Source organism: Bordetella hinzii LMG 13501, from assembly GCF_001548475.1.
GTDB classification, from domain to species: domain Bacteria; phylum Pseudomonadota; class Gammaproteobacteria; order Burkholderiales; family Burkholderiaceae_B; genus Bordetella; species Bordetella hinzii.
The window spans coordinates 1-24436 of sequence record NZ_LRUJ01000031.1; the positions used below are offsets into that span (position 1 = coordinate 1).

Consider the following 24436-nt stretch of genomic DNA (forward strand, 5'->3'; position numbering starts at 1 on the left):
CCTCCACCACGCACCCGCCACGAGGCAGGTGCGCCACCGCTTCCGGCTCGACGAATACGGTGCGCATTTTCACGTTGCCGCTCATGCGCACCGTGTGCTCCAGGCCGGCATCGAGCCAGACGCCGCGCGTGGGCGGCACCACCCAGCGTCCGGCGCGCGCCTCGATGATCATCACGCCCTCGATGGCATAGAGCAACTGGGCCCGGCGGTGGCGATGGCGCGGGATCCGAGCGCCCTGGGGATAGTCCGCGGCCAGCACCGCCACGGCGCGCGCGGTCTGCTCGAAAGGGAGATGGATATCGTCAGCGGGGCGCGGAATCATGCGGGGCCTGTCACTTTTACGACAATTCAAGGCATTCTAGCGTGAGACAGACGCCCCGGCAGGCGCGCAGCATGCGGTTTTCCCTCCGCTCGACTCGCCTCATGCCTACGCTTTCCTTTCTCTATCCGCTTGCCGCCATCCTGCTCTGGGCAGGCAATGTCATGGTGTCCAAACTCTCGGCCCGCAGCATCGACCCCCTGGCCATCACCTTCTGGCGCCTGGTGCTGGCCGTGGCGGTGATGACGCTGTTCGTGGCGGGCCCGGCCTGGCGCAACCGCGCGGCCATCCGCCCACAGTTGCACCGCCTGGCGTTCCTGGGTTTTCTGTCCATGGTGTTGTTCCAATGCCTGTCCTATGAGGCGGCCCACAGCACCACGGCGACCAATATGGCCATCATGACCTCGCTGGTGCCCTTGTTGACCATGTTGCTGTCGGTGCTGGTGCTGCGCGAGCCCCCTACCCTGGGCATGCTGGCCGGCGGCCTGCTGTCTTTCCTGGGCCTGGTCTACCTGATCAGCGGCGGCGACCCGGCCTCGCTGCTGGCCGGCGGCGCCCACATCGGCGACATCCTGATGCTGATCGCCAGCCTGGCCTATGCGCTCTACGGCGTCCTGCTCAAACGCTGGCAGGTCGGCCTGCCCGCCTGGCAATCCAACTACATACAGGGCATCGCCTCGCTCATCATGATGGGCCTGCTGACCTTGCGCCTGCCGCCCGGAGCCGCCCTGCCCACGCAGGCCAGCCTGCCGCTCATCGCCTATGCCGGCCTGTGCGCCTCGGTGCTGCTGCCCGTGCTCTGGATGCACGGCGTCAAGCTCCTGGGCCCGAACCGCTGCGCCATGTACATGAACTTCCTGCCCGTGTTCACCGCGGCCATCGCGGTCGGCTTCTTTGGCGAAACCCTGCACATCCACCACCTGATCGGCGGCGGGGCGGCCTTGGCGGGCGTCCTGATGGCGCAGATGTTGCGCCGCCCCCTGCGCGCGCGGCCCGTGCTGGGGGCCGACAGCGCCTGAAGGCCGGATGCCTCTACACTTGGAGGCATGCGCATCCAACTGCTCTCCGACCTCCACCTCGAAGCCAATCCGGACTTCGAGTTCTCGCCCGCCCCAGGCGCCGACGTCCTGGTGCTGGCGGGCGATATCGGCTCCTACCAGGCGGGCTCGCGCCTGCTGGACAATGATTTCGGCCTGGGCCGTTTCGCGCGGGCGCCGGGCCGCGCGCCCGAGATTCTGTTCGTGCCGGGCAATCACGAGTTCGATGCGCTGGGCTATACCGCCACCACCGCCAGGCTGCGCGCGCTGTGCGCGCAGCTGGGCATCCGCTGGCTGGAGCGCGAGACCCTGGTGCTCGATGGCGTGCGCTTTGTCGGCACGACCCTGTGGACCGATTTCGAAGCCCTGGCCAGCAGCCAGGCCACCGAGACCCTACGCCGCCAGCAGCTGGAGAAGGCCTATCGCGCGGCCAACTTCTACCTGAGCAAAAACACCACGCTGGATGACAACGGCCAGCCCATGCTGGCCGAAAGCCTGCGGGAGCTGGGCCTGCAATGCCAGCAATGGCTGCGCGCGGCGCTGGCCCAACCCTTTGACGGCCCCACGGTGGCCATCACGCACTTCGCGCCCAGCCTGCGCAGCGCCGACCCGCGCTATGGCCTGACGCCCGGCACGGCCGGCTTCTGCAACGCGCTGGACGATCTCTTCGCGCGGGCCGATGTCTGGATGCACGGCCATCTGCACTGCCCCAACGACTACGTGGTCCAGGATCCCGCCACGGGCCGCCGCTGCCATGTGATCGCCAACACGCTGGGCTATCAAAGAAAGGGCGAGCAAGAGGGTTTCCGGCCCCATTGCATCATCGACCTGGACCGACCCTAGTGGCCTGGGGCCTGGGCGCCCGGCTTGTCGTGGACGGCAAATCGGCCCACCAGGGTGGCACTGGCCTGGTTCAGGCCAATGACCGTCACCTTCCTGCCCTCGCGCCTGAGCTTGAGCACCGCCTTGTCCAGCGCGCCGACGGCCGAGATATCCCAGAAGTGGGCCGCGGACACATCGAGCACGACATGGTCGACGTCCTCCCTGAAATCAATGGCTCCGGCGAACCGCTCAGTGGAAGCAAAAAACACTTGGCCGCAATAGACATAGCTGCGCGTCCGTCCATCCGGCGACAGTCGCGAGGCGACCGACAATAGCCGCCTCACCTTCCCGGCGAAGAACAGCCCGCTCAGCAGCACGCCCACCAGCACTCCGCGAGCCAGGTCATGGGTCCAGACCACCACCACGACCGTGGCCATCATGACCGCCGACGACTGCCACGGATGCGTGCCCAGCTTGCGCAGGGATGCCCAGCTGAACGTGCCGATGGAGACCATGATCATGACGGCCACCAGGGCCGGCATCGGGATCCGCGCCACCCAGGGCCCCAGCGCAACGATCAGAAAGAGCAGAAAGGCGCCCGCCACAAAGGTGGACAGGCGGCCGGACCCGCCCGACTTCACATTGATCACCGACTGGCCGATCATGGCGCATCCGCCCATGCCGCCCAAAAAGCCCGTCACGAAATTGGCGATGCCCTGCCCTTTGCATTCGCGCCGCTTGTTGCTGGGCGTATCGGTCAGGTCGTCCACGATCTGCGCGGTCAACATCGATTCCAGCAAGCCCACCGCGGCCATGGTCAAAGAATAAGGAAAGATGATGCGCAAGGTCTCGAAGGTGAAAGGCACGTCCGGGAGCCGGAACACCGGCGGGGCGGAAGGCAGCGCGCCCATATCCCCGACGGTATTGACATGCAGTCCGCCCAGGATGGATAACGCAGTCAATACAACGATCGCCACCAGCGGAGACGGCACGGCCCGGGTCAGGCGCGGAAACAGATAGATAATCGCCAGCCCGGCGGCCACCATGGCGTAGGTCACCCCTGTGACCCCGACCAGCTGGGGCAACTGCGCCATGAAGATCAGGATCGCCAAGGCATTCACAAATCCTGTGATGACCGAACGCGATACATACTGCATCAGGAGATCGAGCCGGAGAAAACCGGCAATCACCTGGAAGACGCCCATCAGGATAGTGGCCGCGAACAGATAATCGACGCCATGGCTTTTGACCAGGGGTCCCACGAGCACGGCAACCGCGGCCGTGGCCGCCGAGATCATGCCGGGCCGCCCGCCCAGCAGGGAGATGATCACGGCAATGGAAAACGACGCATACAGGCCCACACGGGGATCGACCCCGGCGATGATCGAAAAACCGATGGCCTCGGGAATGAGCGCGAGCGCGACGACGATGCCGGCCAGAATATCGGCGCGAGGACGAAGCATCCATTCGCGGCGAAACGAAGCAAGAAAAGACATGGGAAAGCTAACTTGAAGTCAGCAAGCGATGCGCCGCGCCGGGGAGCGTTGGGTGTCGGTACCGGGGCGAAGCCAGATCCGCTTGGAGTTTCCGGGGGATAGGCGCCCGGCCGAGCCACCCGGCGCGGCCGGGTCCACCTGAGATCGCCGTCGAGGCGATGCGGCATCCCTTGCGGATGCCGCGGGCCGGATTTTACACAACAAAAAAAAGGCGCCCGACGGCGCCCGCGTGAGACTTGCCGATCCGGCGCCCACTCAAGATCCCGCACAGCCCGCACGGCTGCCGCGGGATATCAATCGATTTTGTAGTCCATCCAGGACGCGACCATTTCGCGCAGGCCGCCGCCTTCGGCGAAGGTCTCGCGGCCGCCTTCGGCCTTGTTGCGGCCCAGCTCCAGGATATACATATAGTCGGAAATCTCGGCGCAGCGGCGCACGTTCTGGTCCACCAGCACCACGGTCATGCCCTCATCGGCAAAGCCCCGGATCAGGGTGTAGATCTCCTTGGAAATCTTGGGTGCAAGCATGGCCGTGGGCTCATCGAGCAGGATGACGGAAGGCTCGATCAGCAGCGCCCGGCCGAACTCCACGAAGCGCTGCTGTCCGCCGCTCATGCTGGAGACCGGGTCATTGCGCTTTTGCGCAAGGATAGGGAAGCGGTCATAGACCGAATCGATCCGCGCGCGCACCCGGGCGCGGTCCTTGCGAAACGGCCAACAGCCCAGCAGCAGGTTGTCATGCACCGACAGCTCGCCGAACAGGCTGCGATGCTGGGGCACGAAGGCCACGCCATGACGGGCCCGCTCGAACGAAGGCTGGGCGCTGATGTCCTCGCCGCGCAGCGTGATGCGGCCCGTGCGCGGCGGCAGAAAGCCGAACAGCGTCTTCAAGACGGTGGACTTGCCCGCGCCATTCGGGCCGATCACGCCGGTGACCTGGCCCTGGCGGGCCTGGACGTTGACGCGGTTCAGGATGGTGATGTCGCCGTGGTAGGCCACGGTGACGTCTTCCAGTGCGAGTATCGCCTTGCTCATCTCAAGCTCCCAGATAGGCCTCGACCACCCGGGGGTCGGCGCGCACGTGATCGGCGTCGCCCTGGGTCAGGATGGCGCCTTCGTTCATGACGATGATGTGATCGGACAGCTGGTAGATGGAGGTCAGGTCATGCGAGACCAGGACCACGGAGCAATCGTGCTCCTGCGGCATCTCGCGGATGATGGAGATCAGCAGCTGGGCCAGGGCCGGATTGACGCCGGCAAACGGCTCATCGAGCAGCACGACCTTGGGGCGCGCCACCATGATGCGGGCCAGCTCCACCAGTTTCTGCTGGCCGCCGGACAGCTCCTCGGCGTAGTTGTGCCGCAGGCGATGCAGCTCGACCTTGTTCAGCCAATACTCGGACTGCGCATAGCGGTCCTCGGCGCTGCGGCCGGTCTGTTGCTGCGCGACCTCCAGGTTTTCCAGCAGGCTGAGCTGCCGGAAGATGCGCGGCACCTGGAAGGTGCGGCCTATGCCCAGGCGCGCCACTTCGTGCGTCTGCTTGCCGGCGATTTCCTGGCCGTCCAGCCTGATGCTGCCCTCGTCGGGCGTGTAGATGCCATTGATGCAATTGAGCATCGTGGTCTTGCCCGAGCCGTTCATCCCGATGACACCCAGGATGGAGCCGCGGGGCACGTCCACATCCACGCCTTGCAGCGCCACCAGCCCGCCAAAGCGTTTCTTGAGATTGCTGACTTTCAACATGGCCGGCTCCCTGTCAGCGCAAGGCCTGGCGGCCGAACAGGCCGCTGGGGCGGATGAAGATCATGGCGACCATGAGGGCGAAGCCGCAGATGGTGGCGATGGACGGATTGAAGAACACGACCGACACCTGTTCGGTGATGGCAAAGAGCAAGGCCCCGACCAGCGCTCCCACGGGATGGCCCAGGCCGCCCAGCACGATGACGATGAAGCCGATCAGCGTGTAGTCATTGCCCATGAAGGGCGAGAAGGCGGGAAACACCATGGCCACCAGCACGCCGCTTGCCGCGGCCAGGCCGATGCCCAGCCCGAAGGCCACCGCCGACAGGCGCTGGGCGTTGATGCCCACGATGCGCACGGCATCGCGGTTCATGATGATGGCGCGCAAGGCCTTGCCCACCTGGCTGCGATACAGGAAGAAGGTCAAGGCCGCGATGATCGCCAGCGCGATGCCCAGGGCCAGCAGGCGCACCGTGGGGATGAGCACCGGCCCGAACTTCAGGAACACGGGCTCCATCTCGAAAGGCAACGACCGCGCATCGGCATCGAAGGCCAGCAGCATGATCGCGCCCAGCATGATGGACACGCCGAACATCAGCAGCAGCGAGCTGATCTCGGGATCCTCGGCCTTGGACAGCCGCGGGATGAGCACGAAATACAGCAGATAGCCCGCCAGGAAGAAGGCGGCGAAAGACAGCGGCAGCGCAATCAGCGGGTTGATGCCCGCATACTCCATCAGGTAGTAGGCAAAGTAGGCGCCCAGCACCAGGAACTCGCCGTGGGCGAAGTTGACCACGCGCAGCACGCCGAAGATCACATTCAGCCCCACGCCGATCAAGCCATAGATGGCACCCAGGATCAGGCCATTGATCAGGCCTTGCATAATCAGTCCGGACATGGCGGTTTCCTCAGGCGATGTAGCGGCGCAATTCGGGCTTGCGCTTGATCAGGCTGCCGACGATGCCGCGCGGCAGGAAGAGCATCAGCAGGACGATGATCAAGCCCAGCAGCAGCAGGTTCACGACGGGAAACTTCTGCCAGATCATGTGGTCGATGCCCAGCAGCGCCAGGGTGCCCACGACCGGGCCGAGAATGGTGCCGAAGCCACCCGCCATCGCGTAGATGATGCTCTTGGCGGTGATGAGCACATGGAAGGCGTACTCGGGGTCGACCACATTGGTGTACCAGGCCTCGATGCCGCCGGCCAGGGCCGGAAACAGCGCCGCCAGCAACCAGGCCTTCAGGCGCGTGTTGGGCACATGGATGCCCACGACGGCGGCCGCGCCGTCATCGTCGCGGATCGCCTTGAGCGCGCGGCCCAGCCCGGATACCGATAGCCAGGTCACCACGGCCAGCGTGGCGGCCATCACGGCCAGCATGGCGTAATAGCTGTGCGTGGGGTTGTTGGCGTTGGACAGGATGATGCCCATGCTGCCGCCCGTGAAGGACTGCGGCAGGTTGGAGATCACCAGCTTGACGATGGTAGCCAGCGCCAGGCTGACGATGCCGAAGTACACCCCGCGCAGGCGCAGCGTGGGCGCCAGCAACATGGCGATGGCCAAGCCCACGCCGCCGGCGGCCAGCAGCGAGGGCACGATGGGCCAGCCCAGCACCTTGTAGCAGATGCCCGTGGCGTACGAACCCACCCCGTAGAACACCACATAGCCAAACGGCAGGTAGCCCGTGAAGCCCACGCAGATGTTCATGGCGCTGGCCATGGTGATCCACAGCATCAGGTAGAACGCGAAGGAAATATTCGACGTCGCCACGGGGACCAGGGCCAGGATTGCCGCCAGCGCGACAAAGACGGTGATGGCGATACGGGTGCGTAAGCGCGTGGCGCGCTGATCCTGCGCGCGGTGCGACGCCTCCGCCAGGGCGGGACTGCTGCTCATATGTCTACCTCCGGGCCGTGTCGGGTGAGATGGCCGCTTTATTTGGAGGCGATTATGACCAGTTAGACCCATAACTGCAAGTTAAGGACTAACCCTTAGCCTAGCCGTTTCCACCCTCCGGAAAGGCGTCGGCCAGCACGCCGCGCAGCTCGCGGATGAACTGCCGGGCGATGGGCGAGGGCTCGCGGTTATTGGCGTAGACGGCCGACACCGTGAGCGGAATCCGCTCCACGAGGGGGACGATCGCCACCTCCGGCAGCGCACCCGGCATCACGGTGAACTCGTCCACGATGGCAATGCCCACGCCCGCGCTGACCAGAGCGCAGGCCAGCTGGCTCCAGGGCACATCGGCGACCATGCGGCAAGGCAGGCCAGCCTGCTCGAAGGCGCCCAGCACCAGCATGCCGTAGGGCATGCGCGTGCCCACGACGATATGCGGATGCGGGGACAGATCCGCCAGCGTCACGCTCGCGCGCGCGGCCAGCGGGTGCGACTTGGGGATGGCCGCCACCATGCGGCCCACGTGCAGTTGCTCCGACACCAGGAAGGGATGCTCGGCCTGCATCACCACCAGCCCCAGCTCGGCCTCGCCCTGCAGCACATCGGCGATCAGGACGGGCAAGGCCGTTGTGTTCAGGCGCAACAGCAGATCGGGCCGCTGCTGTTGGAAGCGTGCGACAGCGCGCGGCACCAGAAACTGGGCCAGGCTGGGGATAGACGCCAGCCGGAGCACCCCGGTGCCATGCTCGGCCAGCGCATCGGCCAGATCATTGACGCGCTGCATCATCCGCTGGGTTTTCTCGATTTCCTCAAACAGGCTCTGCACTTGCGAGGTCGGACGCAGCCTGCCGCGCACCCGCTCGAACAACGCCACCCCCACCGCCTTCTCTGTATGGGCCAGCATCCGGCTGACCGCAGGCTGCGAGATATTGAGCAGCCGGGCGGCGCCGCTGATGGATCCGGCCATGACGATGGCCCAGAGCATTTCAGTTTGTCGGTAGTTCAATTTATTCAAGGCGTGCACTCCATGCCTATTTGTTATACGCTTTGTCGGGTTTTGGGCAATTATGGCTCAAGACCGGGTCCCCGGCTCGTGCTCCGGCAAGTCGACGGCCCGCATAGTTATAACGATTGGAGACCTCCCATGCTTGCCAAATCCTGGCTGTTACGCCTCCCTGCCCTGGCTCTCGCCCTCGCCGCCATGGCGCCCGCCACCTCCCAGACCGCCGACAAGATCCGTGTCGGCATGACGGTATCGTCGACCGGCAGCTTCGCGCTCGCATCGCAATCGGGCGTGCGCGGCGTCGAGCTGTGGGTCAATGACGTCAACAGCCGCGGCGGCATCGAGATCAAGGGCAAGAAGTATCCCGTCGAACTGGTCAAGCTGGATGACCGCAGCGACAAGCAGATGGTCACGCGCGTCTACGAACGCCTGATTGTCGACGAGAAAGTGGACCTGGTGTTCGCGCCTTTCGGCTCGACGCTGACCGCCGCGGCCGCCACGGTGACCGAACGCCTGGGCAAGTACATGATGGTCTGGTCGGCCGCCAGCGACGATCTCTACAAGCAGGGCTTCAAGAACATGGTCTCCGGCACGCAGATGCCGGTGTCGGCCATGCTGCGCGCCAGCATGGAGCAGGCCGCCAAGCTGGGCGTGAAGAAGGTCGCGCTGCTGTATTCCGACGAACCCTTCCCCGCCGGCCTGGCCGAAGGCGGCCGCGAGCAGGCCACCAAGAACGGCATGCAAGTCGTGATGTTCGAAAAATACCCCAAGGGCCAGAAGGACTTCAGCACCATTCTGCAGAAGGCCCGCGCCGCGGGCGCCGAAGCGCTCGTGCCGACTTCCTATGAGGGCGACCTGATCAGCATGACGCGCCAGCTCAAGCAGCTGGACATCAACTTCCCGTACATCTTCATGGTCTATGCCTCGACGCCCCAGTTCCAGGCCATCGGCGCGGACTCCAACTACATCTACAGCCACACCAACTACCATCCCGCCATCAACTGGAAGGTCAACGCCGGCCTGACGCGCGAACAGTTCGCCGCGGCCTATGACAAGCAATTCCCCAAGGCCGAATTCCCGCCCGACTTCCAGACCGCCCTGGCCTATGGCGCCGGCGCGCTCACCGAGGAAATCGTCAAGCAGGCCGGCTCCACCGACGCGGCCGCGCTCAAGAAGGCCTCGCTGGATCTTTCCGGCAAGCTCACCGTCATGGCCGGGCCCTACGCCATCGACGAAACCGGCAAGCAGCTGCAGATGCCTTTCCCCGTGGTGCAACTGCAGCCCGGCAAGGGCATGGTCCCCGTCTGGCCGCTGGATGTCGCCACCGACAAGCCGATCTTCCCCGCCCCTGATTGGAACAAGCGCTGAGCCCGCGGACACCGGCCGCGCGGCGCGCGGCCGGATCATCAACTTGAGGAAAACATGTCTGAAATCGCATTCGCCACGCTGAGCGAACTGGCACTCGGCTTGGCGGCCGGCCAATACAGCTCGGTGGAGTTGGCGCGGCACTTCCTGGACCGCATCGAGCGGGCCAATCCGGCGCTGGGCGCCTATGTCAGCGTGGATCGCGAAGGCGCGCTGCGGCTGGCCGAAGCCGCCGATGCCCGCCGCCGCTCCGGCTATGGGAGCCTGGGGCCGCTAGACGGCCTGCCGATCGCGGTCAAGGATCTGTGCGACATCGAAGGCCAGATCACGACCGGCGGCTCGCAGGCCTGGCGGCAACGGCGCAGCACCGTGACCGCCACCGCCGTCACACGCCTGCTGGACGCCGGCATGGTCATCCTGGGCAAAACCCACATGGTCGAATTCGCCTTTGGCGGCTGGGGCACGAATCCCGTCATGGGAACCCCCCGCAATCCCTGGGATCTGCGGCAGGCACGCATTCCCGGCGGCTCGTCCAGCGGCTCGGGCGTCGCCGTGGCCGCGGGCCTGGCGCCGGCCGCGGTCGGCTCCGACACCGGCGGCTCGGTGCGCATCCCGGCGGCCCTGAACGGCATCACGGGCCTGAAGACCACGCGCGGCCTGATCAGCCTGTATGGTTCCATCCCGTTGTCCACCTCGCTGGACTCCATCGGCCCGCTGACGCGCGACACGCGCGACGCCCTCATGCTGACCGCCGCGCTGGCGGGCCCGGACCCCAAGGACCCGCTGACCCTGCACCAGCCCGCGCCGGACTACCCGGCACGCGCCGGCTCCCTGCGCGGCATGCGCATCGCCGTGATGCCCGCGGCGCAATATCCTATCGACGTCGATCCTGCCACGCTCAAGGTGCTGGAGGACACGCGCCGCACGCTGGCCGGCCTGGGCGCGGACGTGGTCGAAGCGCCCATGCCCTTCGACTTCCACGACATGATGCTGCGCAACGGCCAGATCATCGCCGCCGAAGCCTACGCCCTGCACCGCGACTACATCGAAGACCCCGGCCTGCCCCTGGGCCCCTATGTGCGGGCGCGCGTGCTGGGCGGCAAATCCATCAGCGCGGCCGACTACATCCGCGCGCTCGAGGCGCAGGCCCAGGCCTGCCGGGCCTGGCAAGCCTGGATCGCGGATTTCGACGCCCTGCTCACCCCTTGCCTGCCCATGCCGCCCTGCCGCCTGGAAGAAGTCGATGAAACCGCCACACCGCTGGCGGCCTTCACCCGGCCCGGCAACTATATGAATGCCTCCGGCCTCGCCCTGCCGGCCGGCTTCACGGATACAGGCTTGCCCATCGGCATGCAGCTGATGGGCGCGCCCCACGCCGAAGACCGCCTGGGCCGCATCGGCATGGCCTTCCAGGCCGAGACCCATTGGCATCAGCGCCACCCCGACCTGTCGGCGGCCGGCCTCTAGGCTTTACCCGCCCCTCTCGCCGCGCGGCCCGGCCGCGCGGCGGCCTCATCCAGCCCCAGGTGCGCCAGCACGCTGCGCGCCACCTCATCGCGTTCGTTGTCCACGCAGATCATGTGATAGCTGTCCTCCAGCACTTGCACGCGACAGGGCGCCGCCGTGATACCGGAGGCCAGGAAGCGCGCCGACCTCAGCGAGGTCAGCTCATCCTGCCGGGCGTGAATGATGAGCGTCGGGCAGACAATGCGGTCCAGCCCGCGCTTGACCCAGCCGCGCAGGCGATCGACCTGCTTGACGGCCGCCAGGGGCACCCATTGATAATGGAAGTTCTCGCCGCGCTCGAACTTGGCCTTGATCATGGCGCGCAGCAGGCCGTTCTTGATGCCGAAGGGCTCTTCTTCCATGATGCGTATGCGCCGCGCAAAATAATCGAAGGGATACAGCAAGTGGCGCACGGCGCGATACCAGGGCGTGGACCAGCCATCGAGAAACACCGGCGGCGCCAGCGCGACCAGGCGGCCACGATCATGCCTGACCTGCTTGGCCAGCTCGACGGCCAGCAAGGCGCCCATGCACATGCCGACGATGTGCACGACATCAAACTCCTTGAGCATCTCGAAATACTGCGCCCGGACCGCATCGCACCAATGTTCGGCGCGCACCGGCAGCAGGTCCTCGGGCTGACCGCCATGGCCCGGCAGCGTCAGGGCGCGCGTCGGCACGCCCGCGCGCAGCAGCGCCTTGTGCAGGGATCCCAGGTCGTATCGGGTTCCCCCCAGACCATGCACGAGCAGGATGCCCGTGGAAACCGTCGTCATCGATAGGCTCACAAACCTCGTTCGACATACCTGCGCAACAGACCGGTCACCAGGTAAACCGTGTCGCTGGTATCGGCGATGGCCGACCCGGTATCGGCGACCGTGAGCCATTCATCCTGCCCAAGGCCGAGCCGGTAGATCAGCGCCCCTTCCGCATCGGCTTCGCCGCTGGCGCGCAAGGCCAGCCCCGCCCTGAGCGCTTCCCTGTCCTCAGGATGCACGCAGGACAACAAGCCTTCGAGACTGCCCATCCCGGTGCTCGGACGCCCGAGCACCGAGGCGACCTCGCCCTCCCAGGCGATCCGGCCCGATGCGGGGTCGTAGACATACATGACATGGCGGCTGCCCAGCAGCGCGGCCTCGAAACGCACGCGGCTCTCGCGCGCCTCTTCGACCACGCGCCGGTTATCAGCCATCAGGGTCGACATCAGCAGGCTCAGGATGGCCGCCGCCCCGACATAGCCCTGCACTTCCAGCAGGCCCGTGCGCTGAAAGGCAAACATGCTGCCGAAAGGCCCTTCGCCCTGGCTGGTCTGCACGGCGGCAATCAGCGCCAAGGCCAGCGTCGCCAGGGTCGCGCCTCGCTGATCCCAGGTCAGGGCCACGCACACGACAAACAGCAGGGGCAGATAGGAGAGTTCGTAGCGCGTGCTGCCCAGCACCGCCACCGCCGTGGGGCCATCGAAGGCAATGGTCGCGGACGCCAGCAACAGCGCGAACCACAGCGCGCCACTCAGGAAATTGCGGGTATTGGAGCCCCCGGAACGCTTGGCGCGGAAGCCGGACCAGGCCACCACCAGCGGGGCGCCGACCAGCCCGCCGATGACTTCCGCCGTCATCCAGGCCTGCCAAGTCGACGGCGCGCCCGGATGCAGTAGCGCCAGGCCCAGCGTGCACAGCAGCGCGCCCGCCACCCCGATCACGGCCAGTGACACCAGAAACCAGGCCAGGCCGCGTCCGGTGTCAAGGCCGTGCGGCCCGGGCTTGCCGCGCCGGCGCCACAACAGCGCGCCTAGCGGCAGTACGATGACATCGGTCAGCACATATACCGCGGAGATACCCGCCGAACGGTCGCTATAGATGCCGGCAGCGGCATGCAGCACGGCGGCCACCACGATCAAGAGCGGCCAGTCCCGCAAGCGGCTCACCATGAGGGTGCCCAGCAGGATGCCTGCGGCGGGCCAAAGCAGGCTGGAGTACTCGCCATGGTCCAGCTGCGCCAGGCCATAGAAGGCCAGCACCCCATAGACGGCGGCAAACAGCATCATCCGAAGCAGGCGTGTTTCGTTCATACAGGGCGCGGTGGGGATTGGGGACTGGGCACAAGGCCACGACGGCGGCCCGCCCCGATGGCGGCAGTATATCGCCGGCGCAGGCGGCGGCTCCAACGCCTAAGAAACCTCCAGGAGCGCGAGAAAACGCGCCAGGCCACCCTCTTCTTTGACCACGGTGCGCAGCAGTGCGTCCAGCGGCAGCTCGCCCCAGGCGGCCGCCTGCCTCAGGAGATAGGGAGTCGGGCTATGGGGCTCGATTTCTGCCAGATAGGCGGCGATAAGCCGCAGCTGCGCATAGGCCTGCGCCCTGTCGGCCGGATAGGGCGTCAATGGCGCCGTGGGCACCGCCGGCGCGCTTTCCGGCACCGCCCCATCCGGCACCGCCTCATCCGGCGCCGCCTCATCCGGCGCCGTAGCGGCCGGCCACAGCATGGCCAGGGCGGCCTGCACGCCGCGCCCGGCCTCGCGCAGCGGCTCCAGGCTGGGCGCGGCCGGACCCAGCCTGGCATCGAGCAGACGGCCCAGGCCTTCCCAGGCCTCCAAGGCCTGCGCCAATTCGACGCGCAGCTTGTCCCCGCGCCCCGGATCCGCCGCCGCCAGCGCAACGGCCTGGCTCATATCGTGCGCCGTCTCTTGTGGCGCATCCGGCCCGGACGGCTTGGCCAGGCGCCGCAGCGCATCGACCGTCAGCCAAGCCTCGTCCCGCGACGCAAGCAAGGGCATACGCGCCACGATGACGAGCGGCAGATGCGCCACCAGCCACACAAAGGGCGCCAGGCGGGGCTCCAACTCGCCGTCCTCGATCCGGGGCCAGGCATCGTCCCAGAAGCGCTGTACCAGCCCGGCCAGCAACCCGGCGCCGCGCCCCAAGCCCGCCAGGCCATGCATTTGTGTCCAGGCCTCGCACAGCCAGGCGGCGATCTGGAAATCCTTGCCCTGCTGGCACAAAGCCTGCTCGCACAGCGCGGCCACCTCTTTCCAGTCGGCGCGCCGCAGTGGGTGCTGCCATTCCCCCTGGGGCAGCGAAGCATCGTCCTCCCGCCGCAGGGCGCCGATGCGGGCCGTCACCGCGTCGTAGCGCAACGGGCGTCCGGCACGCTCACCGGGCAGATCCTGCAGCAGCGGGTCGATCATGGCTGCCCCCAGGCGGGCGCGGCCTGCGGCAACACGCCAGGCCATTTGAGTGGCTGGCCATCGGCGGCCGAATAAAGGCTCAGGCCGGCAAAGAAACGCAGCTGCTGCGCCGCGGGCAACTGCCCCAGGTCGTTCAGGCTGCCCACCATCACTGGGACATCAAAGCGCAGCGGCGTGATGTCGCCACCCGTCCCGTGGCCCTGCCACCCCAGCAGGGAGAACAGCGCCCACGGGTCGTTGAATGTCCAGCGCACCTGCGGCCCTTCCACGGCCATACGGGGCTGCCTGGGATCCGGGCGCGGGATCAGGGGCGCGTCCTTGGCCAGGCGCACCGTCAGGGTGATGGGCTGGCCCACATTCCAATGCAGGCGTTCGCTTGGCGTGCCGCTGCCGATGGACGCCGAACCCACGGACAAAGTCCAGTCGATGATCTGGTTACCCGCCACCTCGGCTTGCCGGTTGATGCGGAAACGCCATGCGATGGTGTAACCCGCCTGCCCCGAGGCCGGCCAGAGCGCCTGCAGCATGTCCGCCCAGGCGGAGAAGCGGCGCGCGAAACCCGCCACGGCCCCCTCCCCCGCGATGGGCTCCCCTTTGGCCGGCCACACTGCCCGGAAGGCATCAACCAGCTCTCGCACGGTCTGCGGCGCGGCGGCGGACCGGGGCAAGGCCCCGCGCGAGGGCGCCACGGGGTCGCCGACCGGCAAACGCCCGGCCAGCCGCGCGTTGTAGTCCCCGGCGAACGTCTTCCAGCCCGTCTCCAGCTGGACGCTGCCCTGCCCCTGACAATAGCCCCGCAGCGTGGCCGCCAGCCTGGATTGCTGCAAGCCGAAGTACTCCGACGCACCACCCGGAGCCAGGCGCAGGGAGGAACAATCCGGCGCCTGCACCACCCCGCGCAGCCATTGCTCCAGCCGCAACAGGCCGCTGTTGGGATTGCGCAGGGCATAACGTTCCAGGTCGTGGCCAATGGCGCGCCAGCGCTGTGCCACCACCGACCGCGCATCGTCGCGATCCAAGGCGGCCAGGTAGATGGCGGCCTGGCCGGCCAGCTCCTGGATCCTGGACGCCTGCTGCGCCAGGTACTCGTCGAAACCCGCCAGATCCGCCACGCCGAAAGCCCCCAGCAGCGATACGCCGCCCATGGGCAGATCCGTCTGGACGCCATAGAGATCCGCGGTGCGCAGGGCCTCGTCGAGCCGCCTCAAGGCGGCCAGCGCGCTTTGGGACAACAGGTCCAGCAGGCCGCGCTGCAGCGGCGCGGCGCCCTGCTCTCCCAGGGCGTCGGCGATGCGCCTGACGCGCCCCGCGACCCCATCGAAGTCCGGCAACGGCGCGGCCGGCCCGGATTCCACCCGGATGGCCATCACGGCCCGGCGATAAAGCGCCTGCGCCGCCTCGGCATCCATGGCGCGCAGCACGGCCGGACGGTAGTTGGCCGGTATTGCGTTCAGCCCTTGGGCCAGGAAGGCGGTGCGCGCCGAGACCTGCGCCAAGGCCTGGTCCAGCACGGCCACATCCCAGCGCGCCAGGCGCGTGGGGCCGAGGTCCGGCATATTGACCGGCGGGGGCACCTGCATGAAGGGCTGGGCCAGCAGCCCGACCAGGCTGTCACGCAAGGCTAGCCTGGCGTCGGAGAGAACATAGCGGTTCTCCTGCTGTTGCCATCGGAGGCCAGCCCCCGAAGTGTACTGGGCCAGCTGCGTGCGTAGGACGCGAAATGCCTCCCGAAGCGTCTGCCGGCTCTGCTCGGCCACGGCATCGCCCAGCAGGGGAAGGCCAGCCGCCACGGTCAAAATCCGCGTGACGGTCGCGTCCGGCTCAAACACCGCCTCATGCAACCACGCCGACGGCCCGCTGGACAGCAGCTCCTGCTGGGCCGAAATGGCGCCGACCACTGCGCGCAAGTCGTCGGCGCGGTTGTCTCCTTCGCCGATCGAGCTCAAGGCGCTCACCACGGCCCGCTCGGACTGCAACAGCGGATTATCGATGAACAAGGCGTCGGCCAACTGCCGGATCCCCTTGTCATAGCTACACCGGAAGGCTTCCGCATAGACGTGCTGCCGGGCCGCGTCGCGCGGCGCCGGCAATCCGGTCAGCAGGCGCAAGGCGCCCTCCCCGGCCTCGGCGCCCAGCGCATACTGGACCACATCCCGCATCGACGACAACTCCCCCGCTTGCTGCCAGCCCTGCCAGGCTCGCGAAAAGCGCTCGACATGCAGAACATAGGCCAACATGGCCCGCACATCGGCGCGGCCCTCCAGGGCCAGCCCGCTGGCCGCCTGGGCCACGCCTTGCGGCGCGGCGCAAGCCGCGCTGGCCGTATCGACGCCGCCCGCGCCCAATGGCGCCGAGGTCAGGGCCGCCGCGCGCTCGGCGAAAGCCTGGTCGATCGCGGGCACCACGATGGCGGCGAATTCGCGTGCCAGCGTCTGGCGCAATGTCGTATTCAGATCGTCGAACACGGACCAGGACCCCGGCAGGAAAACCGCCAGGCCCGGGCTGGCACGCAGGACATGCTCCAGTTTCAGCAAGCTCAACGCCTGGCGCCGGTACCACTGCGCAGGAGGATCCTCGGCGCGATCCTGGAATTCCGCCCGGCCGCGCTCCATTTCGTGGATGTCGCGCAAGGCCGCCACCTGCCTGGGCGCGCCGCGCCCGGTCTCCGCGGCCACCAGCACCATGCCCAGGGTCCATCCCCCCAGCACGGCCACCGCCGCCACCCGCAGGCTTTTATGCAGGAAGGGCCGCGCCAGCGAAGCGTTGCGCGCGGGGCGGGTCAGGCCATACTCCAGGAAGATCTTGCGCTCGAAGACATCGCGCAGAAAGGCCGGCTGTAACAACGGTGTCAGGCGAGCATCCTCGTCCTGCGCCGCTTCGCCATGCAGCGCGCTCAGCTCGCCGCTGTCGCCGGTCAGGTAGATACCGCGCAGCAGAAACGGCTCGTGGTAGACATTCGGCCGCATAAGTTCATCCAGATAAATCTGGAGTTGCGGGGCCAGCTCCCTGACCCGGGCCGTGAGCGCCAGCATGTCGGCCGCTGCCACGTTGCGCGACACCAGCACCTCGGCCACGGTATCGTCCACCGTGGCCGCGATTTCGCCCACCGCCATCGGCACCCACGCCGACTGGTAGGCAATCGAGGGTTCGTAGGGCGAAGACCAGCCCAGCATGCCGGCGCGCATGGCATCAGGCAGGGCCCGCGCGAACGCGCTGAAGCCGTCCATGGCCTCGCATTCGGTCACCAACACATAGACCGCCAGCCGCATGGCGAAGCGATTCTGCGCCAACCACAGGCGGCGGTGCATGGCGCCTGCGCGCCGAGCGATCTCGTGACGCGCCTGGGGATCGAGCAGCATGGCCGCCGGGATGGTGAGCACCACGCCGTCAAACGGACGCTGGGGCCGGTAGCCGCGGCACAAAGCCAGGAACTGGTCCCAGGGGCGCTCCGAGCCCTGCGCCTCGCCCTCCAGGCCCTCGACGTCAATATCGACCACCACGCCGCGCTCGAAGAACTCCCAGCGCAACTGCTTGGACAACGCCGGGCCGCTGCCATGCACGCCAGGCATGCCCGTGTGCGCCAGTGGCAGGCGGCCGTGGCCGCCTTCGTCCATGACCAAGATCCAGGGAATGCTGTAGCGCTCGGCGCGCGAGATGAGGTTGGCCTCTATCGTGTCCACGGCTTGGTGGAAGCCGGCGCGCATCGCATCGGCCGACCAGGTGGATACCGCCGGCTTGTGCTGTGCGGCTTCGCCCGCCGGCCGGGTCGCGAAGTACAGGACCACGCCGATCCCCAGTGCCGCAGCGGCGAGCAGGACCAGGATGGAGACCAGGAAGAAGCTATTGCTCAACAACATCGTGCCTGTCCTGATCAGTGTCCCAACAGCCTGAGCTCGGTGCGGATCGGCCACGATTGCCACAGCCAGGCAATCTCGGAGACGGCCAGCAAGGCCGCCGCAGCCAGGATGAACAATAGGGACCAGCGACTGAACGTCACCAGGCGGCGCGGCGAAAAATGCGCGAGCAGATTCGCATAGGCCCTGGGTGCGACGACCCGTCCCAAGCTGTCGAGATCCGGCCTGCGCTGGAACACGAACTCGAAAAGCTCGGCGCGATACTCCCGCAACCTGGCCTCGGATTGCGTGCCACGGTACTTGCCCTCGTAGCCCATGGCGAGCGCGTACAGGAACAAACGCGCCAATCCGCGCCGCGATGGCTCGCGATCGCGCAGTATCTGCTCGATCTGCTCGAATATCCGGTCGCCGGCGATATTGCTGCGAAACAGCGCCGACTCCAGCAGATACTCGGTCCAGCAAGCCTGGCCCGGCCACACGGTATGCAGCAGCAGTTCATCAGCCAGCGCGGCCTTCAGGTAGCGCGCATCCGCCAGGTTCTCGATGTCAAAGCGCGTGCTCCCGCGCCGGGCCTCCAGCGTCTGGACCTCCAGCGCATCCAGCAGGCGAGCGCTCAGACGCCGGGCTGCCTCGCAGGGATCCTCCTGGGTTTCGGCGCGCATGCCATGCAGCAGCATTTCCACATAGTTCACGAACTGGCCGAGCATGACATCGTCCGTGGACGGTCCCAGGTCGTCGTGCGCGGCGGGCAAGGATTCAGCAATCATGATTCTCCCTTCACGAACAAAACGATCTCGTGCGGACGGCTGGCGGATTCGCCTTCATTGGGATTGGCGATCTTGAGCAGATCGCCCGCCTTGAAAGTCGAGGCGTCGATCTCGAACAGGCTATAGCCGCCGCCCAGACCGCCCTCGGCTACGGCGCGTCGCTCGGCGCCCAGCACCCTGCGCCCGCGCAGTGACGCGAACTCGGCTTCCGTGCCGATGATGGCGCCCGCGATCCAGCTGCGCGCATCTCGTTCCGAAGGCCCGCTGACGCCGATAATCAGCCTCCCTTCGAGAAACCCGGATTCCATGCCGAGCACGAAGGCCCCATCGACCAGCAGGAACTTGCTCAAGCGATAGCTCTCGTTGACCTCGACGGCCATCTCGCGGAGAAATCCCAGCAGCGACTCCAGGGCCTGCTGCGGCCGCTCCTGGGAATAATCCGGCGGCATAGGTGCCACCTGGCCGGGACGCAGCAACGCCATGGCACCGGACAGCCGGACCAGCGCCAGGTAGAGATCCCAGGGATGGACCCGGGGCCCGCGCATCAACGCCTCGGCCTCGGGCAAGCTGGTCATCAGCGCCGCTAGCCGGGCCCGCAGTTCAAGTTGCGCCAGGCGGCCCTCGAGGTCAGAGACCGGCAGTACCACCTGCCTGGCCAGATAGACCGCCTTGGCACGCATCAACGCCAACAGCTGCATGGCCTGGTTCCACAGGCCGCTATCGCGCGGAAGGCACAACAGCGGTCCCAACCGATTGCCGCGCTTGACGGTGCTGCCCTCCTGGATAAAGTCGCCCAACAGCAGGCTGATGCGCTCCGGGCCGGGATAATCGCCGGCCGCCAACTGCAAAGCGGGCAAGGACTGCGGGATCTCCACGGCCGGCGCATCGGACACCATGTCCTCCACCAGCCGGACACCGGCCGCCACGAAACGTCCGGCGCCCACGGCCAGTGTCAGGTAGACGTCCAGGCCACCGTCCTGCAGCGCATCCTGGAACGGCAGGAGGTCGAGCTCCAGGGCGGCCGCGCCGGTTCGCTGCGCCTCGTAGCTGACCAGGGTGCCATCGGGCAGGATGGCATCCAGCGCCAGTACGCGCAGCCGTCCGGCCGGCAGCAGATGCTCGTCCAGCACCAGGCGCCCCAGGCCCCAGGCCACGGGCCTGGCCGCCAGGACCTGCGCGGCGACCAGGCTGTCCATCCTGGCGCAGAGCTGCTGCAAGTGCTGCGGCACCAGCAACATACCCTCGTGCCAGGCAATCCGCTCCACGGGCGGGCTATCGAATCCCATTGATGATGCTCCGGATGATACGGACGATGAACAGCCTCAGCGCGGCGGCAACACGCTGGCCTGCTGGCTGTCGAAATACAGACGCAGACGGCCGTCGCGCTGCACGATACGCAAGCGATGCGGGCCTTGGCGCCAATAATGCGCAAACAGATAAACGGCCACCGCGCGCCCCGAAGGCAGCGCCGCGGCCGACACCTCGACCTGCTGCCCTGGAACGATTTCCCAGCCCGCCACCTTGAGCTCGGACCCATACGCAGCCATCAGCTCGGCGCGCTTGTCGAACCACTGGACCGCGCTCATCGAGGCCAGCTGGCGAGCTAGGATGGGCTCCTGCACGAGCAGCAGGTCCACGGCCAGTGCGCTGTTGTCGTTCATGTCGGCCGATGCCGTCAGCACCGCGCCCTGCCAGCGGACGCGCTCGCCGGGAACACCCACGCAAGCTGCGGCCAGACCCGACAAGGCGATCGCAACGAGCAGTAAACGCAACTTCCTCATCCCTGCCCTCCGAGACCCAACCCCAGAAGAAAAACCAAGCCGCCACAAAGCAGCACGCCCACCGCGACCACCCCCAACTGCACGGCCGACAGCCGCAGCACCCATGGGCCGCCCCCGGCCTCCTGTTCCACCGCCTCGAAGGTCTCGCACATCCAGGCCACGAGCGCGCACACGCCGATCAGGTTCAGCAGATTGCGTATCCCATCGCACAGCGGGTCCAACGTCAGCGCCACGATCAAAGCCATCTCGATGGGCAGCCCGAGGTAGAACACCGCCAGGCGGAACTGCCAGGGTGCGAAGTTTCCCTGAGTGTCTGCCGACATCAGGGCCGACAGCGCGAATACGCCCACCACCCCGACGATCTGCCAGGCCGATAGAGATAGGCCATACAGGGCGACGACAAAGATGCTCACCATGGCCAGATAGACCGCCATGCCAGGCCGCAGGCCAATGGCGCCCAGCGGCAAGGTCAACTCGGTGATACCGCGCTGGCAACCCAGCTTGGCGCTCATGGCCTCGATCGCCAAGGACACCGATGCAATGGGATTGCCCGTCACCAATGCCACCACGGCCGGCTCCTTGAGGGCTGCCAGCACGCGCAACAGGGGCTGGCGGGTTCTCCAGGCGATGAATTGCAGCGCCACCAGGATCAATAGGGCCGCCACCGCCGTGAAGGCGGCCAGCAAACCGCCCAGTGCGCGTATCCCGGCGCTGCCCACCAGCGGCGCCAAGGACATTGCCACGCCGAAGACCACCAGCGGCAGCAAGAGGTTCAGCGCATCAATCACGCGCGACAGGGCGCGATACGTGGCTTCGACGACGGTATCGAAAGTGTGCGTCGATTCGCGCTCCAGCCTGGCCACCGCCAGCCCGACCAGCAACATGGCCAGCATTCCTGGCAGCAACAGGCCGTCGGCCAGGGCACCGTAGACACTGGCGGGCAGGCGAGGCCCGTCCGGGTCGGCGGGTAGGCGCATGGCATCAAGCAGGCTGCCAAGCCCGGCTTGTTGCTCCGGCGTGAGCATCTGCGCCGGGAACAGCAGAAAAGCCAGCACCAGCCCCGCCAGGGACGCCAGCAGCATCATGCAAAAAGCATAGGCCAACAGGCGCCCGAGCCGCCTGGCGGGCGCGGCGAACTGGCTCCACTGCCGCAGCGAGAACAGGATGACCATCAGCACCAGCGGCATCGCCGTTGCGTGGACCAGGGAGAAATAGGCATCGCGCACATAGGCCAGGAACAGAAAGGCTCGAGGTGTCCATGCACCTGCCATCCAGCCCAGGACAGCCGCGATCAGCAACGACGGCCAGCCCAGCATCCACCGGCGGCTGCGCATGATGGCTCCCGGCCGGACCGGCATGGCTAGATGCGCAAGGGTCGTGGACATATGGCGGCGACGACGGCGGTGTTCCCGATCACCAGCAGCTGCGTGCGCAAGATGTCGCAAACGGGATCGATGGCCAGGAACAGGAGAAAGGCCGCCTCGAAAGGCAGACCCAGATAACTGCAGGCGATGCCGATCAGCGAGACCGTCAGGATGCCGGTGGAACCGGCCGACGCCAGTCCTGCCAGGATGGAGGCCGTGATCACCACCGCCAGATCGCCAAGGGACAGGGCGGTGCCGTAGAGCTGGGCAATGAATAGCGTGGCGCAGACGTAGTAGGCGGTAGGGCCCAGCCTCAGCAGGGAAATCGTCAGCGGCACCAGCAGCTCGACCATCAGCCTCGAATAGCCCAGACGTTCGGACAGTCCCTCGATCATGGCGGGCATGGCCGCGGCGCTGTTGCGGGTCGCCAGCGCCATGGAGAAAGGGTCGCGCAACGCCCGTAGCGTACTAGCCAGGTCGACTCCTGAACGCCGCCAGATGATAATCACCGCCAGCACCAGCAGCAACACGCTCACCAGACCGAATACCGCCAGAAAGCGCAGCATCGCCAGCATGGGCTCCAGGCCCGACGCGGCGATCTGCGCGGCGCTCATGCAGAAGAGGATGATAGGCAACGGCAGGCTCAGGGCCTGGATGATCTTCTGGCAGGCGTGATACACCGTCTCCAGCACCATGCTCAGGCCGGCGGCGGTGCGCTCCGGCACGCACCCAACCGCCACGCCGAAAAGCAAGGCGAAAATCAGCGCCTTAAGCGAGTCGCCGGCGGCCAGCGCGGCGAAAATATTGGTCGGGATCAGGTCGCTCAGCAGGCTGGAAAGGCTAGGGCCCGAGGCCTCGACATCGGGACCGTACATCATCACGTGCGTATCGCTGCTGGCGCCGCCATCGACATAGCTGCCCAGCGAGTGCAGCACCGCGCTGGGCAGCTCGCTGCCTGGCCGGGCGAGCACGGTAACGACGGTGCCCAACGCCGAGACCATGGCCAGCGCCACAACGAACAGCAACAGCAGGCGCAAGAACAGCAAGGGCGTGCTTCCGACACGGAACAAGCGCTGCAGGCTGAAGATGACAGCCGAAATCATGAAAGGCAGGGTGGTCATCTTCAGCAGGTCGACATATACGTCGCCGACCACGGCCAGATGCTTGCCAAATACCGGAAAGGCCGTCCCCACGGCACTGCCGGCCAGCAGGCAGAAAATCATCACCGAGGGCCTGAGAGAGAAGGCCTGCACGGATTTGATGAAACGGCTGTTCATGCCAAGACGCCTATCGGGAGGCTTGGATGACGTCATTGATGTCGAGAGGCTCACCGCGCATTTCCAGATAGAGATTGACGTAGTTCAAGAGGGCCGGCGCATTCAGGTTGATGGCCACCGAAAACCGGTCGAAGACATCGTCCAGCGTGATCATGCGCAGGCGCAAGGCTTTGGCCGGTTCGGCGGCGAGTATCTTCTTGATCTCGTACTCGTCGCGATAGGCGGCTTCGATCTCCCCGGCCTCCAGGGCGTCGATGACCGCGTCCCAGGAGGCGTAGCGGCGCACCTCGGCATGAGGAAACTGCTTGGCGACATAGTTGGCATAGGAGGACTGCTCCCACACGCCTATCTTTCCCTTGTAGCCGCGCACGGCCTCGCCCACGGATTGCCTCTGCGTGCGCTTGGCGAAGGCAACGCGGTCGACCAGCAAGGCCTGGTTCAGGCTGAGATAGGGCTGGCTGAAAACGACAAACCCCGCGCGGCGCAACGTGCGGGAAAGCTTGCTGATCGCCAGGTCGGCCTTGCCTTCAGCCAGCACGTCGAGCACCTGGTCGAAGGTCCTGGCGCTGCGATCGACTTCCAGGCGCACGCCGAGCCCGGCCGCCAGCTCCCGGGCCAGGCCCACGTCCAGGCCGGCAAGCGTGCCGTTCTTCTCAAAGAAATAAGGCGGCTGGTCGACCCCCAGGATGGCCACGATCAGCGCGCCGCGGCGCTTGATGACGTCTATCTCCGGGGCCAGCAGGCTGCCGTCGACCTGCCGGATCAGGCCTGTCGGGCTGCGCCCGGGCGCGATGCCGGCGGCCGCGCCCGGCGTCTGCGCCATGGCGGCGCTCACCGGCATGAGCAGGGCCAGGAGCCAATTCGCCAGCCGCATCCGGCTCATTGGGCCTCCTTTGCCTGGGCGGGCGGCGCCGCATACCGGCTGCCGACCTGCAGGCCCAGCACGAACAGCAATATGGAGACCACCGCCAGGCACACCACCAGCAAGGTCAGCATGCGGCGCGTCAACGTGAAAACCATGCTCAT

The 24436-nt window shown here is 66.8% G+C and carries 22 protein-coding genes and 1 other annotated feature; of the genes, 4 read left to right on the forward strand and 18 right to left on the reverse strand.

Translation table 11 applies throughout. The features are described from left to right. Window positions 1-322, reverse strand: a 322-nt coding sequence (locus AXA74_RS17780) for an AraC family ligand binding domain-containing protein (protein ID WP_155680889.1), incomplete at its 3' end; no start/stop codon positions are given. A 101-nt stretch (window positions 323-423) separates the two neighbouring features. On the opposite strand from AXA74_RS17780, the gene AXA74_RS17785 reads away from it, so the two are divergent. After that, window positions 424-1338 (forward strand): DMT family transporter, encoded by a 915-nt coding sequence (locus tag AXA74_RS17785; protein WP_029577974.1) that lies wholly within the window; start codon window positions 424-426, stop codon window positions 1336-1338. A 27-nt stretch (window positions 1339-1365) separates the two neighbouring features. Beyond that, entirely contained in the window at window positions 1366-2199 is an 834-nt protein-coding gene (locus tag AXA74_RS17790) for a metallophosphoesterase (RefSeq protein ID WP_032958446.1), read from the forward strand. Here AXA74_RS17790 and AXA74_RS17795 read toward each other — a convergent pair. From AXA74_RS17795 to AXA74_RS17820, 6 genes are all read right to left on the reverse strand, one after another. Then, the gene (locus tag AXA74_RS17795) at window positions 2196-3674 is read right to left on the reverse strand and encodes a SulP family inorganic anion transporter (protein WP_029577972.1); all 1479 of its coding nucleotides are present in this window, start codon (window positions 3672-3674) and stop codon (window positions 2196-2198) included. The two genes, AXA74_RS17790 and AXA74_RS17795, sit on opposite strands and share 4 nt — an antisense overlap. A gap of 85 nt (window positions 3675-3759) precedes the next feature. Further along, window positions 3760-3813 (reverse strand) — a sequence feature (sul1 is cis-regulatory element that is thought to sense ions involved in sulfur or methionine metabolism; They are found in Alphaproteobacteria). Between the two features lie 154 nt (window positions 3814-3967). Continuing rightward, entirely contained in the window at window positions 3968-4708 is a 741-nt protein-coding gene (locus AXA74_RS17800; RefSeq protein WP_029577971.1) for a branched-chain amino acid ABC transporter ATP-binding protein, read from the reverse strand. Between the two features lies 1 nt (window position 4709). Beyond that, on the reverse strand, window positions 4710-5417 hold the full coding sequence (locus tag AXA74_RS17805) for an ABC transporter ATP-binding protein (protein ID WP_032979519.1): 708 nt from the start codon (window positions 5415-5417) through the stop codon (window positions 4710-4712). Window positions 5418-5430: 13 nt separating this feature from the next. Beyond that, window positions 5431-6312, reverse strand: a complete 882-nt coding sequence (locus AXA74_RS17810; protein WP_029577969.1) for a branched-chain amino acid ABC transporter permease — start codon at window positions 6310-6312, stop codon at window positions 5431-5433. A 10-nt stretch (window positions 6313-6322) separates the two neighbouring features. Further along, the gene (locus AXA74_RS17815) at window positions 6323-7309 is read right to left on the reverse strand and encodes a branched-chain amino acid ABC transporter permease (protein WP_032958450.1); all 987 of its coding nucleotides are present in this window, start codon (window positions 7307-7309) and stop codon (window positions 6323-6325) included. A gap of 100 nt (window positions 7310-7409) precedes the next feature. Beyond that, entirely contained in the window at window positions 7410-8333 is a 924-nt protein-coding gene (locus tag AXA74_RS17820; RefSeq protein WP_029577967.1) for a LysR family transcriptional regulator, read from the reverse strand. Between the two features lie 120 nt (window positions 8334-8453). Here AXA74_RS17820 and AXA74_RS17825 point away from each other — a divergent pair, with 120 nt between their 5' ends. Together AXA74_RS17825 and AXA74_RS17830 are read left to right on the forward strand one after the other, a co-directional pair. Next, entirely contained in the window at window positions 8454-9680 is a 1227-nt protein-coding gene (locus AXA74_RS17825) for an amino acid ABC transporter substrate-binding protein (RefSeq protein WP_029577966.1), read from the forward strand. Window positions 9681-9734: 54 nt separating this feature from the next. Beyond that, on the forward strand, window positions 9735-11144 hold the full coding sequence (locus AXA74_RS17830) for an amidase (RefSeq protein ID WP_032958453.1): 1410 nt from the start codon (window positions 9735-9737) through the stop codon (window positions 11142-11144). Here the strand turns inward: AXA74_RS17830 and AXA74_RS17835 are convergent. From AXA74_RS17835 to AXA74_RS24270, 11 genes are all read right to left on the reverse strand, one after another. Further along, window positions 11141-11959 carry an alpha/beta hydrolase gene (locus AXA74_RS17835; RefSeq protein WP_032958455.1) on the reverse strand — a complete coding sequence of 273 codons (819 nt, stop codon included), beginning with the start codon at window positions 11957-11959 and terminating at the stop codon, window positions 11141-11143. The genes AXA74_RS17830 and AXA74_RS17835 overlap by 4 nt on opposite strands. Before the next feature lie 8 nt (window positions 11960-11967). Continuing rightward, window positions 11968-13251 (reverse strand): MASE1 domain-containing protein, encoded by a 1284-nt coding sequence (locus tag AXA74_RS17840; RefSeq protein WP_080666493.1) that lies wholly within the window; start codon window positions 13249-13251, stop codon window positions 11968-11970. A 99-nt stretch (window positions 13252-13350) separates the two neighbouring features. Then, window positions 13351-14367, reverse strand: coding sequence for a type VI secretion system protein TssA (tssA, locus tag AXA74_RS17845; protein ID WP_032979536.1), 1017 nt, complete (start codon window positions 14365-14367; stop codon window positions 13351-13353). Then, the gene (locus AXA74_RS17850) at window positions 14364-18224 is read right to left on the reverse strand and encodes a type VI secretion system protein (RefSeq protein WP_032979520.1); all 3861 of its coding nucleotides are present in this window, start codon (window positions 18222-18224) and stop codon (window positions 14364-14366) included. Before AXA74_RS17850 ends, tssA begins: the two co-directional genes overlap by 4 nt. A gap of 14 nt (window positions 18225-18238) precedes the next feature. After that, the gene (locus AXA74_RS17855) at window positions 18239-18988 is read right to left on the reverse strand and encodes a DotU family type IV/VI secretion system protein (RefSeq protein WP_029577960.1); all 750 of its coding nucleotides are present in this window, start codon (window positions 18986-18988) and stop codon (window positions 18239-18241) included. Next, entirely contained in the window at window positions 18985-20274 is a 1290-nt protein-coding gene (tssK, locus tag AXA74_RS17860) for a type VI secretion system baseplate subunit TssK (RefSeq protein WP_032979521.1), read from the reverse strand. The genes AXA74_RS17855 and tssK overlap by 4 nt, the downstream gene beginning before the upstream one ends. A 36-nt stretch (window positions 20275-20310) precedes the next feature. After that, entirely contained in the window at window positions 20311-20769 is a 459-nt protein-coding gene (locus AXA74_RS17865) for a hypothetical protein (protein ID WP_032964172.1), read from the reverse strand. Beyond that, on the reverse strand, window positions 20766-22103 hold the full coding sequence (locus AXA74_RS17870; RefSeq protein ID WP_060833238.1) for a dicarboxylate/amino acid:cation symporter: 1338 nt from the start codon (window positions 22101-22103) through the stop codon (window positions 20766-20768). Before AXA74_RS17870 ends, AXA74_RS17865 begins: the two co-directional genes overlap by 4 nt. A gap of 26 nt (window positions 22104-22129) precedes the next feature. Then, complete coding sequence (locus tag AXA74_RS17875) at window positions 22130-23410, reverse strand: dicarboxylate/amino acid:cation symporter (RefSeq protein WP_032959413.1); 1281 nt, start codon at window positions 23408-23410, stop codon at window positions 22130-22132. Window positions 23411-23420: 10 nt separating this feature from the next. Then, window positions 23421-24293, reverse strand: a complete 873-nt coding sequence (locus AXA74_RS17880; protein ID WP_029577954.1) for a substrate-binding periplasmic protein — start codon at window positions 24291-24293, stop codon at window positions 23421-23423. Further along, window positions 24290-24436: a hypothetical protein gene (locus AXA74_RS24270; protein ID WP_155271756.1), complete on the reverse strand. Its 147-nt coding sequence runs from the start codon at window positions 24434-24436 to the stop codon at window positions 24290-24292. The genes AXA74_RS17880 and AXA74_RS24270 overlap by 4 nt, the downstream gene beginning before the upstream one ends.

What these genes read in the sequence shown, in the direction of transcription:
- AXA74_RS17855 (WP_029577960.1), bottom strand. Translation starts at nt 18,988, where the DNA reads ATGATTGCTGAATCCTTGCCCGCCGCGCACGACGACCTGGGACCGTCC.
- tssK (WP_032979521.1), bottom strand. Translation starts at nt 20,274, where the DNA reads ATGGGATTCGATAGCCCGCCCGTGGAGCGGATTGCCTGGCACGAGGGT.
- AXA74_RS17870 (WP_060833238.1), bottom strand. Translation starts at nt 22,103, where the DNA reads ATGCGCAGCCGCCGGTGGATGCTGGGCTGGCCGTCGTTGCTGATCGCG.
- AXA74_RS17865 (WP_032964172.1), bottom strand. Translation starts at nt 20,769, where the DNA reads ATGAGGAAGTTGCGTTTACTGCTCGTTGCGATCGCCTTGTCGGGTCTG.
- AXA74_RS17805 (WP_032979519.1), bottom strand. Translation starts at nt 5,417, where the DNA reads ATGTTGAAAGTCAGCAATCTCAAGAAACGCTTTGGCGGGCTGGTGGCG.
- AXA74_RS17875 (WP_032959413.1), bottom strand. Translation starts at nt 23,410, where the DNA reads ATGAACAGCCGTTTCATCAAATCCGTGCAGGCCTTCTCTCTCAGGCCC.
- AXA74_RS24270 (WP_155271756.1), bottom strand. Translation starts at nt 24,436, where the DNA reads ATGAGCATGGTTTTCACGTTGACGCGCCGCATGCTGACCTTGCTGGTG.
- AXA74_RS17810 (WP_029577969.1), bottom strand. Translation starts at nt 6,312, where the DNA reads ATGTCCGGACTGATTATGCAAGGCCTGATCAATGGCCTGATCCTGGGT.
- AXA74_RS17815 (WP_032958450.1), bottom strand. Translation starts at nt 7,309, where the DNA reads ATGAGCAGCAGTCCCGCCCTGGCGGAGGCGTCGCACCGCGCGCAGGAT.
- AXA74_RS17825 (WP_029577966.1), top strand. Translation starts at nt 8,454, where the DNA reads ATGCTTGCCAAATCCTGGCTGTTACGCCTCCCTGCCCTGGCTCTCGCC.
- AXA74_RS17795 (WP_029577972.1), bottom strand. Translation starts at nt 3,674, where the DNA reads ATGTCTTTTCTTGCTTCGTTTCGCCGCGAATGGATGCTTCGTCCTCGC.
- AXA74_RS17800 (WP_029577971.1), bottom strand. Translation starts at nt 4,708, where the DNA reads ATGAGCAAGGCGATACTCGCACTGGAAGACGTCACCGTGGCCTACCAC.
- AXA74_RS17785 (WP_029577974.1), top strand. Translation starts at nt 424, where the DNA reads ATGCCTACGCTTTCCTTTCTCTATCCGCTTGCCGCCATCCTGCTCTGG.
- AXA74_RS17850 (WP_032979520.1), bottom strand. Translation starts at nt 18,224, where the DNA reads ATGTTGTTGAGCAATAGCTTCTTCCTGGTCTCCATCCTGGTCCTGCTC.
- AXA74_RS17830 (WP_032958453.1), top strand. Translation starts at nt 9,735, where the DNA reads ATGTCTGAAATCGCATTCGCCACGCTGAGCGAACTGGCACTCGGCTTG.
- AXA74_RS17880 (WP_029577954.1), bottom strand. Translation starts at nt 24,293, where the DNA reads ATGAGCCGGATGCGGCTGGCGAATTGGCTCCTGGCCCTGCTCATGCCG.
- AXA74_RS17840 (WP_080666493.1), bottom strand. Translation starts at nt 13,251, where the DNA reads ATGAACGAAACACGCCTGCTTCGGATGATGCTGTTTGCCGCCGTCTAT.
- AXA74_RS17790 (WP_032958446.1), top strand. Translation starts at nt 1,366, where the DNA reads ATGCGCATCCAACTGCTCTCCGACCTCCACCTCGAAGCCAATCCGGAC.
- AXA74_RS17835 (WP_032958455.1), bottom strand. Translation starts at nt 11,959, where the DNA reads ATGACGACGGTTTCCACGGGCATCCTGCTCGTGCATGGTCTGGGGGGA.
- tssA (WP_032979536.1), bottom strand. Translation starts at nt 14,367, where the DNA reads ATGATCGACCCGCTGCTGCAGGATCTGCCCGGTGAGCGTGCCGGACGC.